This is a genomic window from Paenarthrobacter sp. AMU7, from assembly GCF_041200195.1.
Classification (GTDB): Bacteria; Actinomycetota; Actinomycetes; order Actinomycetales; family Micrococcaceae; genus Arthrobacter.
Map to the genome: position 1 here is coordinate 4,698,893 of NZ_CP165735.1, position 15,327 is coordinate 4,714,219.

The following is a 15,327-nucleotide window of genomic DNA, read 5'->3' on the forward strand; positions in this document are numbered from 1 at the left end:
CCATGCGGTCGATATAGAGGACATCCACCATGACAGCGAGTTCCATCAGCGAGTACATCGACCAATACGACGGCGATGTACAGCAACGATTGCTGACCGTGTACCAGATGATCAAGTCGGCCGTACCGGCTGAAGCGGTGGAATCGATCAGCTGGCGCATGCCCACTTTCAAACTCGGCGTCGAGCCGTTGTTCTTCTTCACCGGAACAAAGCGCCACGTCGGGTTCTACCCCACACCGCAGGCGATCACGCACTTCTCAACGGCTTTGAGCGACTACGGAACCACCGAGCACGCCATCCAACTGCCCCACAACGTCCCGCTCCCCATCGCGCTCCTTCAGGAGATCATCGATTGGCGGCTGCAGCAATTGCCTTCAGACGAGGCATGACCGTTTCGCTTGAGCCACCCTCTCCGGCCACGTCACACGATCGCCGGAGACCATCGACCTCGGGACTGCCAGCGGAATGCCACAGCACGCGCAAAAAAGCGCTCCCCCACCACGGTGGGGAAGCGCTGGAAGGTTAGCGGCCGGCGTCGGGCGTTTCAGTCTGGTTGTCCGGAGCAGCCGGGCCGCCGTGGCCGGGACGCTTGGAGCTGAGGTTGACCCCGGAGCCCTTGCCGAGGTGATCGGCGTTCTCCTTGTGGCTCATGGAAAGCATGGCCGCCACAACAAGGCTCACGATGAACGCGATGCCGGCGCCGGTGAAGGCGAGGTCGAACCGCGGGGCCTTTGCACTGCCGCCCGAAGCGAAGATGAGCACGGCCACGAAGGCCAGTACTGCAAAGAACGCGGAGAACATGAGGGGTCCCTTGACCGAGGTCCGCATCTTGCGCGGTTCTCCTGGTGTCTGGTCAGCCACGGTCATTCCTCCAATGATGGCGGTTCGTGTCCGCCGGTCTGCAAAAGTTCTACAACGAGTAGAACGTCCAGCTACTAGTTTACGGCCTCGGGCGAAGCGCCGGGAGCAGTGGCCTGGGCCGTACCGTCGGAGGTTGCCTTGGAGTCGTGCCGCAAGGTCAGCCCGGACAGAATCCAGAGCACGCCGGAAATGATGGCCCCGCCGCCGGTAACACCCAGCAGCGCATGGGCCCCGAGCGAGGTGAAGAACGGCAGCAAAACAGCCGTGCCCACGGACATGACGCCGGAAACAAGCCAGTCGCGCGCCAGGGAATCGCGCTTCCGGATGCCGTGCACCACCTCCAGGAGGCCCAGCACCAGCAGCGCCAGCATGGCCGAAAGGGCGACGCCCGCATCAGACTGGGTGACCAGGGCGCCAATTCCGCCGAGCGCCATCACGGCAGGCACCGCCACCGGCAAAGCCCGGGACATCCACACGGCCCCGGCAGTCGCAAGCAAATACAGGCCCACGGCCCACGCCAGGACGTGCACAGACGGGGAGGCCCAGAAGATGGTGACCGCACCAAACAGCAGTGCCACCGTGGCACGGATCAGCACGGGTTTCCAGAGTCCGGCCGCGGAGGCAGAAGGAGTCTGGGCAGGAGTCGCTGGGAGAGTCACCCGTCCAGTTTAGTGGGAACCCAGCACCATCCATCGATCAGTGCGTGCGCGAAGCCCCAAAGTCACGCCGCGGGCCAGCATGTAGCCCAGCGCAAACGCGGCCCACAGCCAGAGGAGCCCCGCCTCGCCGTCGGGCCTTAACTGGTGGATGGCCACCAGCAGCGGCAGGTACACCACCAGATTGACGACGCCGGCAATCGCCAGATAGCGCGCGTCGCCGGCACCGATGAGGACTCCGTCCAGGACGAAGACATAGCCTGCCAGCGGCTGCCCGACCGCCAGGACCCAGAGAGCGACGGTGAGGGCGGAGCGGACACCGGCGTCGGGAGTGAAGAGGTAGCCGGCCCAGGGTGCCGCAATGGCAAGGAGCACACCGGTGATCACGCCGAATCCCAGGCCCCAGCGGATCATGGTGCGGGTCAGCTCACGGACGCGTTGGGCGTTCCTGGCGCCGAGTTCCTTGCCGATCAAGGCTTGCGCGGCAATCGCCAGGGCATCCAGGGCGAACGCGAGGAACGAGAAAATGGTCATGGCCAACTGGTGTGCCGCGAGATTCACGGCACCTTGGGCGGTGACCACCAGAACCGTGGCGAGGATGGCAAGGCGGAGACTCAGGGTGCGCAGCATGAGCCACGAACCCACCTTGGTCATGGCGCGGACGCCATGCCAGTCGGGCTTCAAGGACACGCCGTGTTGCCGCGCATTCCGGCTCACCATCACCAGATAGACCGCCGCCATGGCCCACTGCGCAATGCTGGTGCCGATCGCCGAGCCAGCTACCGAGAGGTTCAGTCCATAGACCAGGAACAGGTTGAGGGCGATGTTCAATGCAAAACCAGCAGTGGCCACCAGCAAGGGAGTCCGGGTGTCCTGGAGCCCACGGAGGACGCCGGTACCGGCGAATATGAGCAGCATCGCGGCCAGGCCAGGCATGGACCAGCGCAAATAGTCGACGGCGAACTGCCTCACGTCTCCAGTGGCTCCCATGAAGCCAACCAGCGGTTCAGCCGCCACAAAGCCAACCACCGCGAGGACCAGGCCCAGCAGCAGCGCCAACCACACGCCGTCGCGCCCTGCCGCCAAAGCCTTGCCCAACTTGCCGTCGCCGATCGCCCGGGCCACTGCCGGCGTCGTCGAATACGCCAGGAAAACCATCAGCCCCACTGCGGTATGCAGAATAGTGGACGCGAGGCCTACACCGGCCAGTTGGTCGACGCCCAGGTGCCCAACGATTGCGGAGTCGGCCAGCAGGAACAGAGGCTCGGCTATGAGCGCGCCGAACGCGGGGACGGCCAGGCGGAGGATCTCGCGGGCGTTGGAGCGCGTGGGGGTAATTGTGGTTTGTGGCACTAAACAAGCCTAGTCCGCCGATGGCCGGGTACATTTGGGCCGTGTCACACGAGCATCCCGTCACCGTTTCCGTCGCCCGCACCATCCTGCCGGGCTATACCCGCCAAGCCAACGCGTGGGCCCACGCCGGCCAGGAACTCGCCCGCGAATGGCCGGGATACCTGGGGTCGGGGTGGGTTCGCAATGGGGTGGACTCCACCGAATGGCACATGCTCTATCGCTTTGCTGACGCCGAGTCGCTGCAGGAGTGGGAAGACTCCGAGGAACGGCGCTGGTGGATCGACAGCGCCAGGGACATGATGGAGACCACCCGCGTGGAGCGTCACACGGGAATTGAGGGCTGGTTTTCGCGGCCTGGCGACGTCTCGGTGGTGGTGCCCGAAACGGTGGTGCCGCCGCGTTGGAAGCAGGCCATCAGCATCTTCCTGCCGTTCTTCCCCTTGAGTCTGCTGGCCAACTTCCTGCTGCATCCGTTGACCCAGGACTGGCCGTTGGTGTTCGCGGTTCTCTTGAACATCGTGATCCTCACGCCGTTGATGACGTACATCTTCCTGCCGATCACCACCCGGCTGCTGCAACCATGGCTTCAGGCGAAGCCCCGCGGCAGCCGTCCCGTTCGGACCAAGGGGGCTGCGCGATGACCTACGTTCTTTCCGCAGACAAGGACCGCGTTGATCGCGATTGGCTCTGGAATGAACTCTCCACCAACGTCTACTGGGGGAGGTGGCGCACTCGCGCCGATGTTGAAGCACAGCTGGACAACGCTTGGCGGATCGTGGGTGCCTACGATTCCCGCACCGGCGCCATGGTGGGCTACGCCCGGGCGTTCTCCGACGGAGTCGCCATCGCTTACCTGGCCGACGTTTACGTCCACGAATCCGCGCGCGGCCAGTCGCTGGGCAAGGCCATTGTCCGGGAAATGATCGACGCCGGGCCGGGGGCAAACTTCCGCTGGATGCTCCACACCAGCGATGCACATGGGCTGTACCAGCAGTTCGGTTTTGCAGAACCGGATGCCCGCTACCTTGAGCGTCGCGAAGTCAGGTAGCTGGGAGTTTGGTCATAAAAAGCCACGATTAGTTGACACTTCAACTTAACTCCTGAAGGGTTGAAGTATGAACAAGTCCAGCTTGACCACCACAGCCCTGACCATCCTGCGCGTTATTGCAGGATTTCTCTTCGCCGCGCACGGTTGGCAGAAGTTCAACGAATTCACCATTGCAGGCACCCAGGCCTCCTTCGCCCAAATGGGCGTGCCCGGCGCCTCGGCCGTGGCGCCGATTGTTGCAACCCTGGAGCTCGTGGGCGGCATCGCGCTGATCATCGGGCTCCTTACCCGCGTGTTCGCAGCGCTCCTGGCCGTCAACATGGTCGGCGCACTCTTCCTGGTGCACGCGCCGGCCGGCGTCTTCGTCGGCAACGGCGGGTACGAGCTGGTGCTGCTCTTCGCCGGAGCCGCCTTGGCCCTCGCACTGGCCGGTGCAGGCAAAATCTCCGCCGACGCCGCACTGTTCGGCCGTTCAGGATCCAAGCTCCGCGTCCTGGCATAAACCACCCACCTACGCTCTCTCACATAACAGCCCCTATACACCGACGGTCTCTCACTTTCTTGAGAAAAGTGAGAGACCGTTGGCGTTTAAGCACCGGGATGTGAGAGAGGATCGGGGATGTGAGGGGACTAGCCCTTAACGCCGGTCAGCTCGTTCGGGACATGCTCCACCTGCGCCGACTTCGCCACCTTGCCGGTCTTCAAGTCCACCGCGTGGATGGTGCGAGTCGCCGGCTCGGTGACGAACGCCGTCGAGCCTTGGACAAAGAGCGTTGGCCGCGGGTCCTGCCAGGTTGTGGATTCTTCCCAAGCCCCAACCACCGGGATCGTCGTCGTAACGGTACCGGTCAGGGGATCGATCACACGCAGGCCGCCATCCGTGCCAAGTACCAGCGCCTCACCGGCGGGCCCGCGGCCGAGCGAACGGAAGGAGTAGCTGGTGCCGATATCCACCAACTGCAGGCTGGCCGTCTCAGTATTAACCAGGGAGATCCGAGTGGGCCGCTCGAGCTCGGCGGCCTTGTCCACCTTGTAGTCACCGAGAATGACCGGCGACTTTTCGGACCCCGCCTGGTTTCCCATCCGGCCGTAGGCATCAGGGCTGGCAACCTTGGTAATGGCGCCATCTTTGTAGATGAGCATCCCGTTTTCGCAGCCAACCACTACAGCTTCGTTGGCGGCTACGGCCTCGCCGTGAACTCCGGGGCATTCTTCGTTGCGCACTACTTCCTTGCGTTCCTGGCCCTTGCCCGCCGACAGCACCGCGATGCCCGAGCGCCCCTCCTCGTTGCCGAGTGTCACCAGGAGCTTGCCGTCTTCCAGCTCCACAGCCACACCGTGATGTGCCTCGGGCGTTGTGTAGACATCAGTCGCGGGCAACTTCCCATCCTCTACTGCAGCGGCCAGCGCAGAGGCTTGGAAGCTCTCCACCTTCCCGGAACCGTCGTTGAAGAGCACGGTCTTGTCTCCGTGCAGCACCACGTGACCGGCCTTGTCTGCCGCAAACGCCAACTCAGTCAGCTTGGGCTCGGCCACATAGTGGTGGCTGTGGTCGCCGTGCGGCTCCGTCCAGGCGCCTGCGTCGAAGAGGCGGAAGGAGTCGCCCGTGGAGACGAAGACGTGCCGGCCATCGCCGGCCGGGTTGAGCCGGTTGAAACCGGACATTTCCGCACTTCCCACCTGCTCAAGCGAGGTAGCGTCCAGAACTGAAATGCCGGCGTCGTGGGTGTAAACAAGCCGCGGAGTCGGCGCCCCAGCCTCCTTTGCGCTGGGTGCGGAGGTGGCTTGGGGCGCTGCGTTGACTGCGTTGCCGACTGAGCCGCCAGGGGCGGCGCACGCTGTCAGCAAGAGGGCAGAGAGCCCGACGGCGGCAATCGGCTGTGCGCGAAGTCGGCTATTGCGCGTACTGCGGACAGGGGGCATGGGAGTGGGGTGATGAGGCATGACTTAAATGATATTGATTCTCATTTGTGGTGCAACTCGAGCCGCCGATCGGGTGCACTTGAGGTGTCTGTCCACGCGGACAGCCGGGCCTGACTTACTCACGTAACAGAAACCTGCCGACAGTAAGATTCCAAGCATGAGCGAAGACGCCGCCAATTCAGTGACCCTCCGTTTCCTCGCGGCTCCCATGGACATCGGACACAGCGGGTCAGTCGACGCCGGCACGGTCCTTGAGTGGGTGGACAAGGCAGCCTACGCAGCAGCAGTGGGCTGGTCGAAGTCGTATTGTGTCACCGCTTATGTGGGCAACATCCACTTCACGGATCCGGTCAACAGCGGCGACATGGTAGAGGTGACGTCCACCATCGTCTACACCGGCCGCTCTTCCATGCACATCCACACCGTGGTCAGCTCGCGTGATCCAAAGGGCGGCCCTGAGACGATGCACAGCCAGTGCATGGTGATCTTTGTGGCAGTGGGGCCCGACGGCAAGCCGATTCCCGTCCCCCAGTTTGAGCCGTCTACGCCTGGAGAGATCGAGCAACGAGACCATGCCTTGGCGCGCATCGAGGTCCGCGAGGAGATCGTCAATGCGATGAACGCCCAGGAATATACCGACGCCGGCACCGCCGAGCGCGTTGTCCTGCGGTTCATGGCGTCCCCCACAGATGTGAACTGGGGCGGCAAGGTCCACGGCGGCATCGTCATGAAATGGATCGACGAAGCCGCTTACGTGTGCGCCTCCCGGTACGCCGGGAAGGACACTGTGGCCGTATTCTCCGGCGGTGTGCGTTTCTACCGGCCACTGCTGATCGGTCACGTCGTAGAGGTGGAAGCCCGTCTCGTCTACACCGGCGCCAAGGGCATGCACATTGCAGTCCACGTCCGCTCCGGAGATCCCAAGACCCGCGAAATGAACCTGACCACGTATTGCCTCACGGTGATGGTGGCGCGCGATGAAACGGGCACTGCCGTGCCGATTCCGTCCTGGGTACCAGTCTCCGAGGAGGACAAGAAGCTGCACGCCCATGCCCGCGAACTGCTGGAAATCCGTGGGCGGGCACCCGGAAACCGGCTGCCGGATCACCTGTTGAAGGCTTCGGGCCACTGACGTTGGGCAACTAAGGGAGCCGGCTCACCCTGAGTATCGAAGCGCGCGTGAGCTGTCCGTCATCGGTGAAGGCCCACCGTCGGCCGGGTTGGCCCCGGCTGCAGCCATGCCATCGCTGCCGCCTCCCATGAACTGCGCACGCCCCTGACATCGCTGCGGACCAACGCAGCACTGCTCCGGAACTCCGAACTTCCCCAGGTCAGCAAGGAACGCATTACCGGGGCCCTGGAGCATGAACTGATAGCCATGCAGTCCTTCATCGAGGACCTGATCGATCTGGCCCGAAACAAGGAGTCCCTTCCTTCATCGAAGAAGTTGATCTCAACGAACTTGTTCCTTACGCTGCCGCTGGCCGAAGGCAGCTAGGCACCTCGCCTGTTCGTCAGCCTGGCCGCAGTACACAGAACTCGTTGCCCTCGGGGTCCGCGAGGCAACGCCATGACACGTCGCCCTGGCCGACGTCAGCGTCAACGGCACCCAGGGTATGCAAACGGTCCACTTCTGCCGCTTGATCGTCACCGGAGTAGGGCATCAGGTCGAGGTGTATTCGGTTCTGCAATGAATCAGGGTCCGCCGTCCGGAGCAACTCCAGATATGGCCCGACCCCCGCGGACGAACGCAGCCTAGCGTGTTCATCCGTCACCTCGTGGAGGGTCCAGTCCATGGCACGGCTCCAGAAGGTGGCCATGGCCCGCGGATCTGCGCAATTGACCACCACAGTGGCAATAGGTCCGGTGTCCTGGTAGATCGGGCGGGGTTCCAACACGCAGAACAGGTTGCCCTCGGGATCTGCCAGCACCGTCCATGGCACCTCTCCCTGCCCTATATCGGCCGGAGTCGCGCCGAGCTCCTTGAGCCGCGCAATAAGTTCCGCCTGGTGGGCAGCAGAGGTGGTAGCGAGATCGAGATGCACCCGGTATTGCACCGTCTCCGGGTCCGGAACTGTCACGACGTCAACGCAGACGGCTGAAGGGTCAGGCCACGTGAAACCCACGGGTTCAACGTTGGTCACACCGGGTCCCTCACTGGAAGTACCCCATCCGAGGGCGTCAGCCCAAAACTTCCCGAGAGCAGAGTCATCCCGGGCTTTGAAGTTCACTTGAACAAGTCGCAGTCCCATGCCGCACTACCCTATACCGAGCCAAGGCGCCTTCGCGGTCGGCAACGTCATGACCAAGGCATGGCGCCCGACGTTCATGTTCTACAGTGTCCTCCATGAACGAACTGATCCTCCTGAACGGCCCGCCCGGTATCGGGAAATCGACGCTCGCCAGAAAGTACGCGAATGAGCATCCCGGCGTCCTCAACCTTGATGTCGATCAAGTGCGCTGCCTGATCGGAGGCTGGGAGGAAAACTTCCAAACCGCCGGAAATTTGGTCCGCCCGATCGCGCTCAGCATGGCCACCACCCATCTGGCAGCCGGACACACGGTGATCATGCCGCAATATCTCGACGCAGGAGATGAAGTCCTGCTGTTCCGGGAGGCCGCGGAAGGGGTGGGAGCCAGCCTCAGGGAAATTGTCCTCATGGACACGCGCGAGGCTTCCGTTGAAAGGTTCTATTCCCGCAACGACAGCGACGATCCCTGGCATGCGAGTGTCACCGCCATCGTGGAGCAGGGCGGAGGTCGGCGACTGTTGGAATCGATGTACCAGGACCTCACCAGCGGCTTGGACGATCGCCCGTCTGCCACGGTGATCCCGAGCCGCAGGGGCCACATCGAGGAGACCTACCGCCTCCTGGTGGAGGCCCTGGCTCCGGCCGCTCATTAGGGGAACCAAAAGCCGCACAGGCGGGGAAAGCTCCCGCCTGTGCGGCCCGGACATTCAAGAATTACTTGATCAGCGCTGCTGCCTGGTCCATGAGGGCGCCCGCTGCTTCCGGCCCACCGGCCACACCATCTTCGGCAGTTGCCGAGGCGGAGATCAAGACACCATCCTTAATCGCGTGCGCAATAAAGATGGCGCCTTTTCTTCCATCAGGGAGCACCATTACGGTCTTGAAACCCTCGGTTCCGGGCACGTTGCCCACGCCTTCGACCTTCTGAGTAGAGGTGGTGAGCGTTTGCCCTTCAGCGGAGTAGGACACCTTTTTACACTCTTCCGCCTGGGATTTGCTCTTCTCCAAATCGTCTTTGAGACGGGCAGCATCGACGCCGGAGGTCAACGACACACTGCTGATGAAACCGTTGGCTTTGGTCCGGGTCGTGCCGGCCGCCGTGGAACCGTCGATGGTGCGCGGCGCCCCCAGCAAGAAAGGATCCTTACAGGCGGCGGGTTCGATGGTGGCTCCTGCGAATCCCTTAACCATCGAGTCATACTGCGCCAGCAGCTCGTCGCCGGAGAGTACGGCGGGGCTGGTGCCATCCGCCAGTTTGACCTGCCCGACCAATCCGATGAGCTCTTCCTTGGTGTACTGCTTCACGGGCGTCGGCGTCGAAGTAGCAGCCTCGCTGGCCGGGGCCGACGTTGATTCCTGTGCGGCCGTGGTACCACCACCACACGCCGTGAGAGCCAAAATTACCAGTGCCGATGCCCCGAATCCGAGCAGCGAATTTTTCTTCATGTGTTTCCCCAATAATTCTTAGTGATGCGCCCGCAGTCACGGACTCCACTTAGACTACTGGCCCTCATTGGTCGCCCCGGACCATGCCGTGGAGGCTAGAAGCCGCCGCCGCCAGCGCCTGCATCGCCTGCCATATTGGCAAAACGCGAGTAGTGGCCCTGGAAAGCAACAACGATGTCCTTGGTGGGACCGTTACGGTGCTTGGCAATGAGGATGTCCGCTTCGCCGGCCCGGGGCGATTCTTTGTCGTAGACATCTTCACGGTGCAACAGGATGACCATGTCGGCGTCCTGCTCGATGGAGCCGGATTCACGGAGGTCGGACACCATGGGGCGCTTGTCCTGGCGCTGCTCGGAACCACGGTTCAGCTGTGACAGGGCGATGACGGGAACCTGGAGCTCCTTGGCAAGCAGCTTAAGCGCACGCGAGAACTCGGAAACTTCCTGCTGGCGGGATTCCACCTTTTTGCCGGAGCTCATGAGCTGGAGGTAGTCGAGAATCACCAGTTTGAGGTCGTGCTGCTGCTTCAGGCGGCGGCACTTGGCCCGGATCTCCATCAGGGACATGTTGGGGCTGTCATCGATGAACAGCGGAGCATCGTTCATGCGACCCATGGTGGTGGCGATCTTGGACCATTGCTCGTCCTTGATGGTGCCCTTACGGAGGTCTTGCAGACCAATAGTGGCCTCTGCGGACAGAAGACGCATGGCGATCTCGTTCCGGCCCATTTCCAAGGAGAACATGACTGTAGCCAGGTTGTTCTTGATGGCGGCAGAACGGGCGAAGTCCAGCGCGAACGTGGACTTACCCACGGCAGGACGCGCTGCAATGACGATCATCTGGCCGGGGTGGAGCCCGTGAGTCAGTTCGTCCAGCTCGTAGAAGCCAGTGGGAACACCCGTCATGCCTTCGCCGCGGTGACCGGAGGCTTCGATCTCGTCCACGGTGGATTCCATGACGTCCTTCAACGCCACGTAGTCCTCTGCAGTGCGCTTTTCCGCCACAGCGTAGACCTCGGCCTGGGCCTGGTTGACAAGGTCTTCCACTTCGCCGTCCTGGCCGTAGCCCATCTGGACGATCTTGGTGCCGGCGTTAACAAGGCGGCGAAGGACAGCACGCTCGGCAACAATCTCGGCGTAGTAGCCAGCGTTTGCCGCGGTGGGCACTGTCTGGATGAGCTCGTGGAGGTAGGCGGGGCCGCCACTCCTGTTGATCTCACCGCGCTTGGTCAGTTCGTCCGAGACGGTGACGGCGTCGGCCGGCTCGCCACGACCGTAGAGGTCAATGATGGACTCATAGATGGTCTCGTGGGCCGGACGGTAGAAATCATGCCCACGGACGATCTCGACGACATCCGCGATCGCATCCTTGGACAGCATCATGCCGCCAAGTACCGACTGTTCTGCAGGGATGTCCTGGGGAGGTTTCCGGCTCGAGTCCGAAGCGCGTGTGCCCTCGATTGAGTCCAAGTGCGTAACTGACAAAGCCGTCCTCCATTTGTGTACCGCTGCAGAGATTTACTCCCCGGCGGCCCGTAAAGCGCAGTGTGTGGTGACTAAGTCCGCCGGTGTCTCTGACGATGTCAGGCAGGGCCGACAAAATAGCATTCCGTATCCACAAGTTATCCACAGCCGATTCCCCAAGCCCGCTGCCAATGGTGGTTGGAGCAGCGTCCGGGGAACTCAACAAGGGATATTCGCATCCAAAATGGACACTCCAGACACGTTACAGCAGGCGCCTGACACCCCCTGTGGAAAACCTGTGGAATACCAGCCCCTCGTTGTGCACAGACTGTGCGTTACCCTGTGGATAGAGAAATTCTTTTACAGGAAAATAGCGTCTGACCTGCGGAAACAGTCATCACAAGCTGTGGACTAAAGAAAGATTTGGGGCAATTTCATCCACAGACGCTCCGCCACTCTGAGCCTCATGAAGGGCGGAAAGCACCCCAAACATGCCGCAAATGTGATGCATCTTACAAACCGGCCCTAAATTTGACACCACCGTCTCAGAAGCCTATGCCGGAAGTGGAATGTGCTGTGGATAACCAAGTTCTGGCATAAGCTCTAAGCATGGGGATGAACTTTGGTGACGTGTTGACGCTTGCCCTTCCGCTTCTAGTCCTCGTTGGCCTGTTGTGGGCACTCACGGCGGCCTTCAAACCGCGTGATACCGGCGTCTCGGACGCGGAGAGGTATCAACGTGAACTGGCAGCCCGTTCGGCTGCGCACCAAGCGTCCCAAGTGCAGGAGGCGCTGGCCCTGCGCGCCCGGATTGAAGCCACCACCAAGCCTAGCCAGAATGAGGCAAGCCACCGGGAACAGGCGGAGAACACCAGGTCCGCTATTCAGGCCCAGGCCGCCCGTTCACACGCTGCCGGCCAGACCGGACACCAGCCTGCCGTCCTTCCCAATGGCCAACTGAACCCGCAGCTGGCGCTCGAGCTCCAAAACCTGGTCCGCAGGGGGAAGAAAATCGAGGCCATCAAGGTTCTGCGCCAAGCCACCCACTCGGACCTGCTTACCGCCAAGAACTACGTAGATCGGCTCTGACAACGCCATGGATTCCATCCTCATCCCGCTCCTGATCCTCATTGCGGTCATTGCGGGCGTGCTCCTGCTCATTCGCTCTTTCACCAAGCGTTCTGCTGAAACCTCAGCGGATTTCGCAGCCGCGAACGCCCCGAAGGATCCCGTCGAGCTGGCCAGGGAATCTGCCGCCAAGCTCAACCAGGAGCAGCACCGCCAGCTCTACTCCCTGATCGCCCGAGGACAGGGCATGGCAGCGATCAAGCTCTACTTACAGGCCACTGGCGAAGGCCTGCGTGCCTCGCGTGAAGCGGTAGGCGCCTTGGCGGCCCACCCGCAGCCTTTCACGCCGGAGCCGGCCGCCAAGGACCTGCTGGCTGAGGACGATGACGAGCCCGAGCGCTTTCCTTACCGTTACAGGGCGATCGTCAGCAAAGGCGAGGTGACGCGGGAAGTGAGCAGCAACATGCTCAACGATGAGATCTACGGACGAATCCGGACGCTCGCCAAAAGTGGAGATGTTGAGGGCGCTGCCATCGCGTTGACGCGCCACTCAGACATCACCATCAAACAAGCCCGCGAGTTTATTGAGCTGTTGGACGACTAGGAAAACCTAGAAGTCGAAGAGGTCTCCAAGGAAGCCTTCTTTTTTCTTGCGCTTACGGCCGTACCCATCGCGATCGTAGCCTTCGCGCCGATCGCCATCCCGTCGGCGGTCGTAGTCGCGCCTGTCCCTGTCGTCATAGCGCGGCTGCTGCGGACGGGACTCAAACGGATTGTAGAGGGGCGGCGGCGCGACGGGGGGCTGGGACGGCGCGGCCGCAGGCCGGGCAGGGGCAGGGATGGTTTCTGCTGCGACGCGATCAATGATCTTGTCCAGCTCCCCACGGTCCAACCACACACCCCTGCATTGCGGGCAGTAGTCAATCTCCACGCCGCTTCGTTCGCTCATCACCAGGTCAATGGAATCCACAGGACACTTCATGGTTGCCCCAACGATCAGCCGCGTGAAAAAGTTCGGGCCAACCAAGGGGTGGGATTCACCAAGCACCCAGCACCACGTGCATACTGATCGGATGGTTCATCCCGATGTCCTCCAAGCGCACCGGCTTATGAACCTCCTGGGGAAGACGTGCTCCCTCCCCGTTCCCGAGCCTGACAACTCTGAGTACGGCGCCGCAACGTCCACCTGTGGGCCTGCAGTGATCCGTTTCAGGGTGGGCAAGGTTACGCCGACCAAGGTGGGACTCTTCGTTGCGGTGTGGCGGCGGTCAGCTGCCGGAGGTACGGAACCGTTCCCGGCCGACCACCCGGATGCCAACGACGCCGACACTTTGGTGATCTCCGTCCGGGAAGGGGAAAACACCGGTCACTTCGTCTTTCCCCGGTCCGCCGTGGTCACTCACGGCATCAGTTCCCTCAGCGGAAGAGGCGGGAAGCGCGGGTTCCGCGTCTATCCTCCGTGGTCCGTCACTAGCAACCCCCAGGCACGGAAGACCCAGGCGTGGCAGGTCGGGTACTTCCACTACTCCCCTGATGGCGGGCTACCGACCCGCTGAAATACCTGCCAACAGCTGTTCGAACGGCAGTGATTCAAGGGCGTCGGGCTTGCGGTTCGGCTGCGGGCCGCTGAGCAACTGCACCAGTTCTCCCGCAGCGCGGTCCACGCGCGCCGAAAGGGGCGAGCCGCCGTCGTCGGTGTTTCCCCAGTCCTGGGGTCCCGCGAACACGCCCGTAGCGGCAATCCTGGTGCGCAGGTAGGTGAACAGTGGGCGCATAGCGTAATCGAGGACCATCTGGTGGCGATCGGTGCCGCCTGTGGCGCCGAGCAGAACAGCCTTGCCATCCAGCGACTTCGGGTCCAGCACGTCGATGAACGACTTGAACAAACCACTGTAGGAGGCGCTGAAGACGGGGCTGACGGCGATGATGGCGTCGGAATCATCGACGCCGGCAATCACCTCAGCGAGGCGTAGCGCGGCATAGCCGGTGACGAAGTTGTTGGCGATATCCACGGCAAGGTCACGCAGTTCAACGGTGTCGATCTTCACGTCATACCCTGCAGCCCGCAACTGTCGCTCGGCGGAGGCGGCCAGCTGATCGGCCAGCAGGCGGCTCGACGACGGGACACCGAGTCCGGCGGAAAGGACGGTGATGCGGCGGGTTTCCATGGCATTCTCCTGTTGCTTGTTCATCCAGCTTACATGCGTTTGCATCTAAATCAATGAACAGGCGCATGCCCGAAACTATTCCCGGGAGGCCCTAGCCGCCCTCGATCCCCGTCAGGAACGCAACCGTGGCCGCCGTAATCTGCCCCTGGGCAACGTCGCGACCCACGCCGGGTTCGCCGTCGCCGGGCTGCGGCCCGTAGTCCCCGAAGAACGCATGGTTACCGCCCTGGACTTCCACAAAGGCGGCGTCACGGGGCAGCAGCTCGCGGGAGGCGTCGATCTTCCCAGGCGTACTGAGTCCGTCTTCGGAGCCCGAGATGGACAGGACCCTCAGCCCCGCGCGGTCGCGCATGGAGTCCAGCGGGTAGGAGGCGTACAGCAGCAGGCCGTCCACGTCCTGGTTGGACAGGGCAAATGAACCCGCGCTGACCCCGCCCAGCGAATGACCTCCAACAGTCCACGTGGAGATTTCCGGATGGGCAACCATGGCGCCACGGGCCTGGTTTCCGTCCAACAAGCTGAGATTGAGGGGCGTCTTGAGGATCACCACCAGGACCCCGGCATCCACTGCCGGCTTGAGGATGTCCACATACGCCCGAGCCTCTACGCGGGCGCCGGGGTAAAAGACGAGCCCCTTGGTGGCCGGCGCCCCTTCGGGCCTCATGACAATCGCCGTCAGCTCGTCAGCCACCGAGGCCTTGGGAGACGATCCCGTCGCTACGACACCCTGCTGGTAGGCGAAGGGATTCAGCCAAACGAGCATGGCCACCAAGGCCAGCACAGCCACGCGCCCGACCCACGCGCCTGCAGCCCTTAGTGCCGAACGCTTGCGGGACGCGCGGCGGCGGCGCCACAGCAGAACAGCCCAAAGAAGTCCGACGACGACGGCAGTCACCAACAGCGCGGGCAGCAACGGGTGTCCGCGCAGGACAGCGGGATTCCCGAGCAACATCCACAGGGGCACCAAAACCAAGGCGCCAACACACAGGACAGAGGCCCAAAAGAGCGCCGGCCTGCGGGTGGCGGGTGGGACTTTAAGGGAGGTGGTCATACTCCAATAATAGTTCCATCATGGAGATACTTTGAACT

20 protein-coding genes are annotated in these 15,327 nt (G+C 62.5%); 10 read left to right on the forward strand and 10 right to left on the reverse strand.

Translation table 11 applies throughout. The features are described 5' to 3' along the window. The first annotated feature begins 29 nt into the window (after positions 1–29). Complete coding sequence (locus ABQM86_RS21660) at positions 30–389, forward strand: DUF1801 domain-containing protein (RefSeq protein ID WP_337340084.1); 360 nt, start codon at positions 30–32, stop codon at positions 387–389. A 133-nt stretch (positions 390–522) separates the two neighbouring features. Here ABQM86_RS21660 and ABQM86_RS21665 read toward each other — a convergent pair whose 3' ends face one another. The 3 genes from ABQM86_RS21665 to ABQM86_RS21675 form a co-directional block, all read right to left on the reverse strand. Beyond that, the gene (locus tag ABQM86_RS21665) at positions 523–867 is read right to left on the reverse strand and encodes a hypothetical protein (protein ID WP_207595517.1); all 345 of its coding nucleotides are present in this window, start codon (positions 865–867) and stop codon (positions 523–525) included. Positions 868–935: 68 nt separating this feature from the next. Further along, a complete protein-coding gene (locus ABQM86_RS21670; protein ID WP_369745555.1) occupies positions 936–1,520 on the reverse strand; it encodes a DUF308 domain-containing protein in 585 nt (194 codons plus the stop codon). A gap of 9 nt (positions 1,521–1,529) precedes the next feature. Then, on the reverse strand, positions 1,530–2,870 hold the full coding sequence (locus tag ABQM86_RS21675) for an MATE family efflux transporter (RefSeq protein ID WP_207595518.1): 1,341 nt from the start codon (positions 2,868–2,870) through the stop codon (positions 1,530–1,532). A 41-nt stretch (positions 2,871–2,911) separates the two neighbouring features. Between ABQM86_RS21675 and ABQM86_RS21680 the strand changes: the two genes are divergently transcribed. From ABQM86_RS21680 to ABQM86_RS21690, 3 genes are all read left to right on the forward strand, one after another. Beyond that, on the forward strand, positions 2,912–3,511 hold the full coding sequence (locus ABQM86_RS21680; protein ID WP_089597001.1) for an antibiotic biosynthesis monooxygenase: 600 nt from the start codon (positions 2,912–2,914) through the stop codon (positions 3,509–3,511). After that, on the forward strand, positions 3,508–3,918 hold the full coding sequence (locus ABQM86_RS21685) for a GNAT family N-acetyltransferase (RefSeq protein WP_089597002.1): 411 nt from the start codon (positions 3,508–3,510) through the stop codon (positions 3,916–3,918). The genes ABQM86_RS21680 and ABQM86_RS21685 overlap by 4 nt, the downstream gene beginning before the upstream one ends. Positions 3,919–3,985: 67 nt before the next feature. After that, positions 3,986–4,420 (forward strand): DoxX family protein, encoded by a 435-nt coding sequence (locus ABQM86_RS21690; RefSeq protein WP_369745556.1) that lies wholly within the window; start codon positions 3,986–3,988, stop codon positions 4,418–4,420. Positions 4,421–4,548: 128 nt separating this feature from the next. Here the strand turns inward: ABQM86_RS21690 and aztD are convergent, their stop codons facing one another. Next, positions 4,549–5,862: a zinc metallochaperone AztD gene (aztD, locus tag ABQM86_RS21695; protein ID WP_369745557.1), complete on the reverse strand. Its 1,314-nt coding sequence runs from the start codon at positions 5,860–5,862 to the stop codon at positions 4,549–4,551. 136 nt (positions 5,863–5,998) lie between these two features. Here aztD and ABQM86_RS21700 point away from each other — a divergent pair, with 136 nt between their 5' ends. Together ABQM86_RS21700 and ABQM86_RS21705 are read left to right on the forward strand one after the other, a co-directional pair. Beyond that, positions 5,999–6,973, forward strand: a complete 975-nt coding sequence (locus ABQM86_RS21700) for an acyl-CoA thioesterase (RefSeq protein ID WP_207595521.1) — start codon at positions 5,999–6,001, stop codon at positions 6,971–6,973. A gap of 111 nt (positions 6,974–7,084) precedes the next feature. Then, positions 7,085–7,339, forward strand: a complete 255-nt coding sequence (locus ABQM86_RS21705) for a histidine kinase dimerization/phospho-acceptor domain-containing protein (protein WP_280628059.1) — start codon at positions 7,085–7,087, stop codon at positions 7,337–7,339. A gap of 16 nt (positions 7,340–7,355) precedes the next feature. On the opposite strand, the gene ABQM86_RS21710 is transcribed toward ABQM86_RS21705, so the two are convergent. Further along, on the reverse strand, positions 7,356–8,093 hold the full coding sequence (locus ABQM86_RS21710; protein ID WP_369745558.1) for a VOC family protein: 738 nt from the start codon (positions 8,091–8,093) through the stop codon (positions 7,356–7,358). A 95-nt stretch (positions 8,094–8,188) separates the two neighbouring features. On the opposite strand from ABQM86_RS21710, the gene ABQM86_RS21715 reads away from it, so the two are divergent. Continuing rightward, on the forward strand, positions 8,189–8,746 hold the full coding sequence (locus ABQM86_RS21715) for an AAA family ATPase (RefSeq protein WP_280625039.1): 558 nt from the start codon (positions 8,189–8,191) through the stop codon (positions 8,744–8,746). A gap of 61 nt (positions 8,747–8,807) precedes the next feature. Here ABQM86_RS21715 and ABQM86_RS21720 read toward each other — a convergent pair whose 3' ends face one another. Together ABQM86_RS21720 and dnaB are read right to left on the reverse strand one after the other, a co-directional pair. After that, positions 8,808–9,539 (reverse strand): hypothetical protein, encoded by a 732-nt coding sequence (locus ABQM86_RS21720; RefSeq protein WP_280625041.1) that lies wholly within the window; start codon positions 9,537–9,539, stop codon positions 8,808–8,810. Positions 9,540–9,634: 95 nt separating this feature from the next. Further along, complete coding sequence (gene dnaB / locus ABQM86_RS21725) at positions 9,635–11,023, reverse strand: replicative DNA helicase (RefSeq protein WP_369745559.1); 1,389 nt, start codon at positions 11,021–11,023, stop codon at positions 9,635–9,637. A 594-nt stretch (positions 11,024–11,617) separates the two neighbouring features. Between dnaB and ABQM86_RS21730 the strand changes: the two genes are divergently transcribed. After that, positions 11,618–12,091, forward strand: a complete 474-nt coding sequence (locus tag ABQM86_RS21730) for a hypothetical protein (RefSeq protein ID WP_369746701.1) — start codon at positions 11,618–11,620, stop codon at positions 12,089–12,091. A gap of 7 nt (positions 12,092–12,098) precedes the next feature. Then, positions 12,099–12,674 (forward strand): hypothetical protein, encoded by a 576-nt coding sequence (locus ABQM86_RS21735; RefSeq protein WP_369745560.1) that lies wholly within the window; start codon positions 12,099–12,101, stop codon positions 12,672–12,674. 6 nt (positions 12,675–12,680) lie between these two features. Here ABQM86_RS21735 and ABQM86_RS21740 read toward each other — a convergent pair whose 3' ends face one another. Beyond that, entirely contained in the window at positions 12,681–13,040 is a 360-nt protein-coding gene (locus ABQM86_RS21740; RefSeq protein ID WP_369745561.1) for a zf-TFIIB domain-containing protein, read from the reverse strand. 103 nt (positions 13,041–13,143) lie between these two features. On the opposite strand from ABQM86_RS21740, the gene ABQM86_RS21745 reads away from it, so the two are divergent. Beyond that, positions 13,144–13,626, forward strand: a complete 483-nt coding sequence (locus ABQM86_RS21745) for a MepB family protein (RefSeq protein WP_369745562.1) — start codon at positions 13,144–13,146, stop codon at positions 13,624–13,626. Here the strand turns inward: ABQM86_RS21745 and ABQM86_RS21750 are convergent. Next, the gene (locus ABQM86_RS21750; protein ID WP_369746702.1) at positions 13,612–14,238 is read right to left on the reverse strand and encodes an FMN reductase; all 627 of its coding nucleotides are present in this window, start codon (positions 14,236–14,238) and stop codon (positions 13,612–13,614) included. The two genes, ABQM86_RS21745 and ABQM86_RS21750, sit on opposite strands and share 15 nt — an antisense overlap. Positions 14,239–14,329: 91 nt before the next feature. Next, on the reverse strand, positions 14,330–15,289 hold the full coding sequence (locus ABQM86_RS21755; RefSeq protein ID WP_369745563.1) for an alpha/beta hydrolase: 960 nt from the start codon (positions 15,287–15,289) through the stop codon (positions 14,330–14,332). Positions 15,290–15,327: the final 38 nt, after the last annotated feature.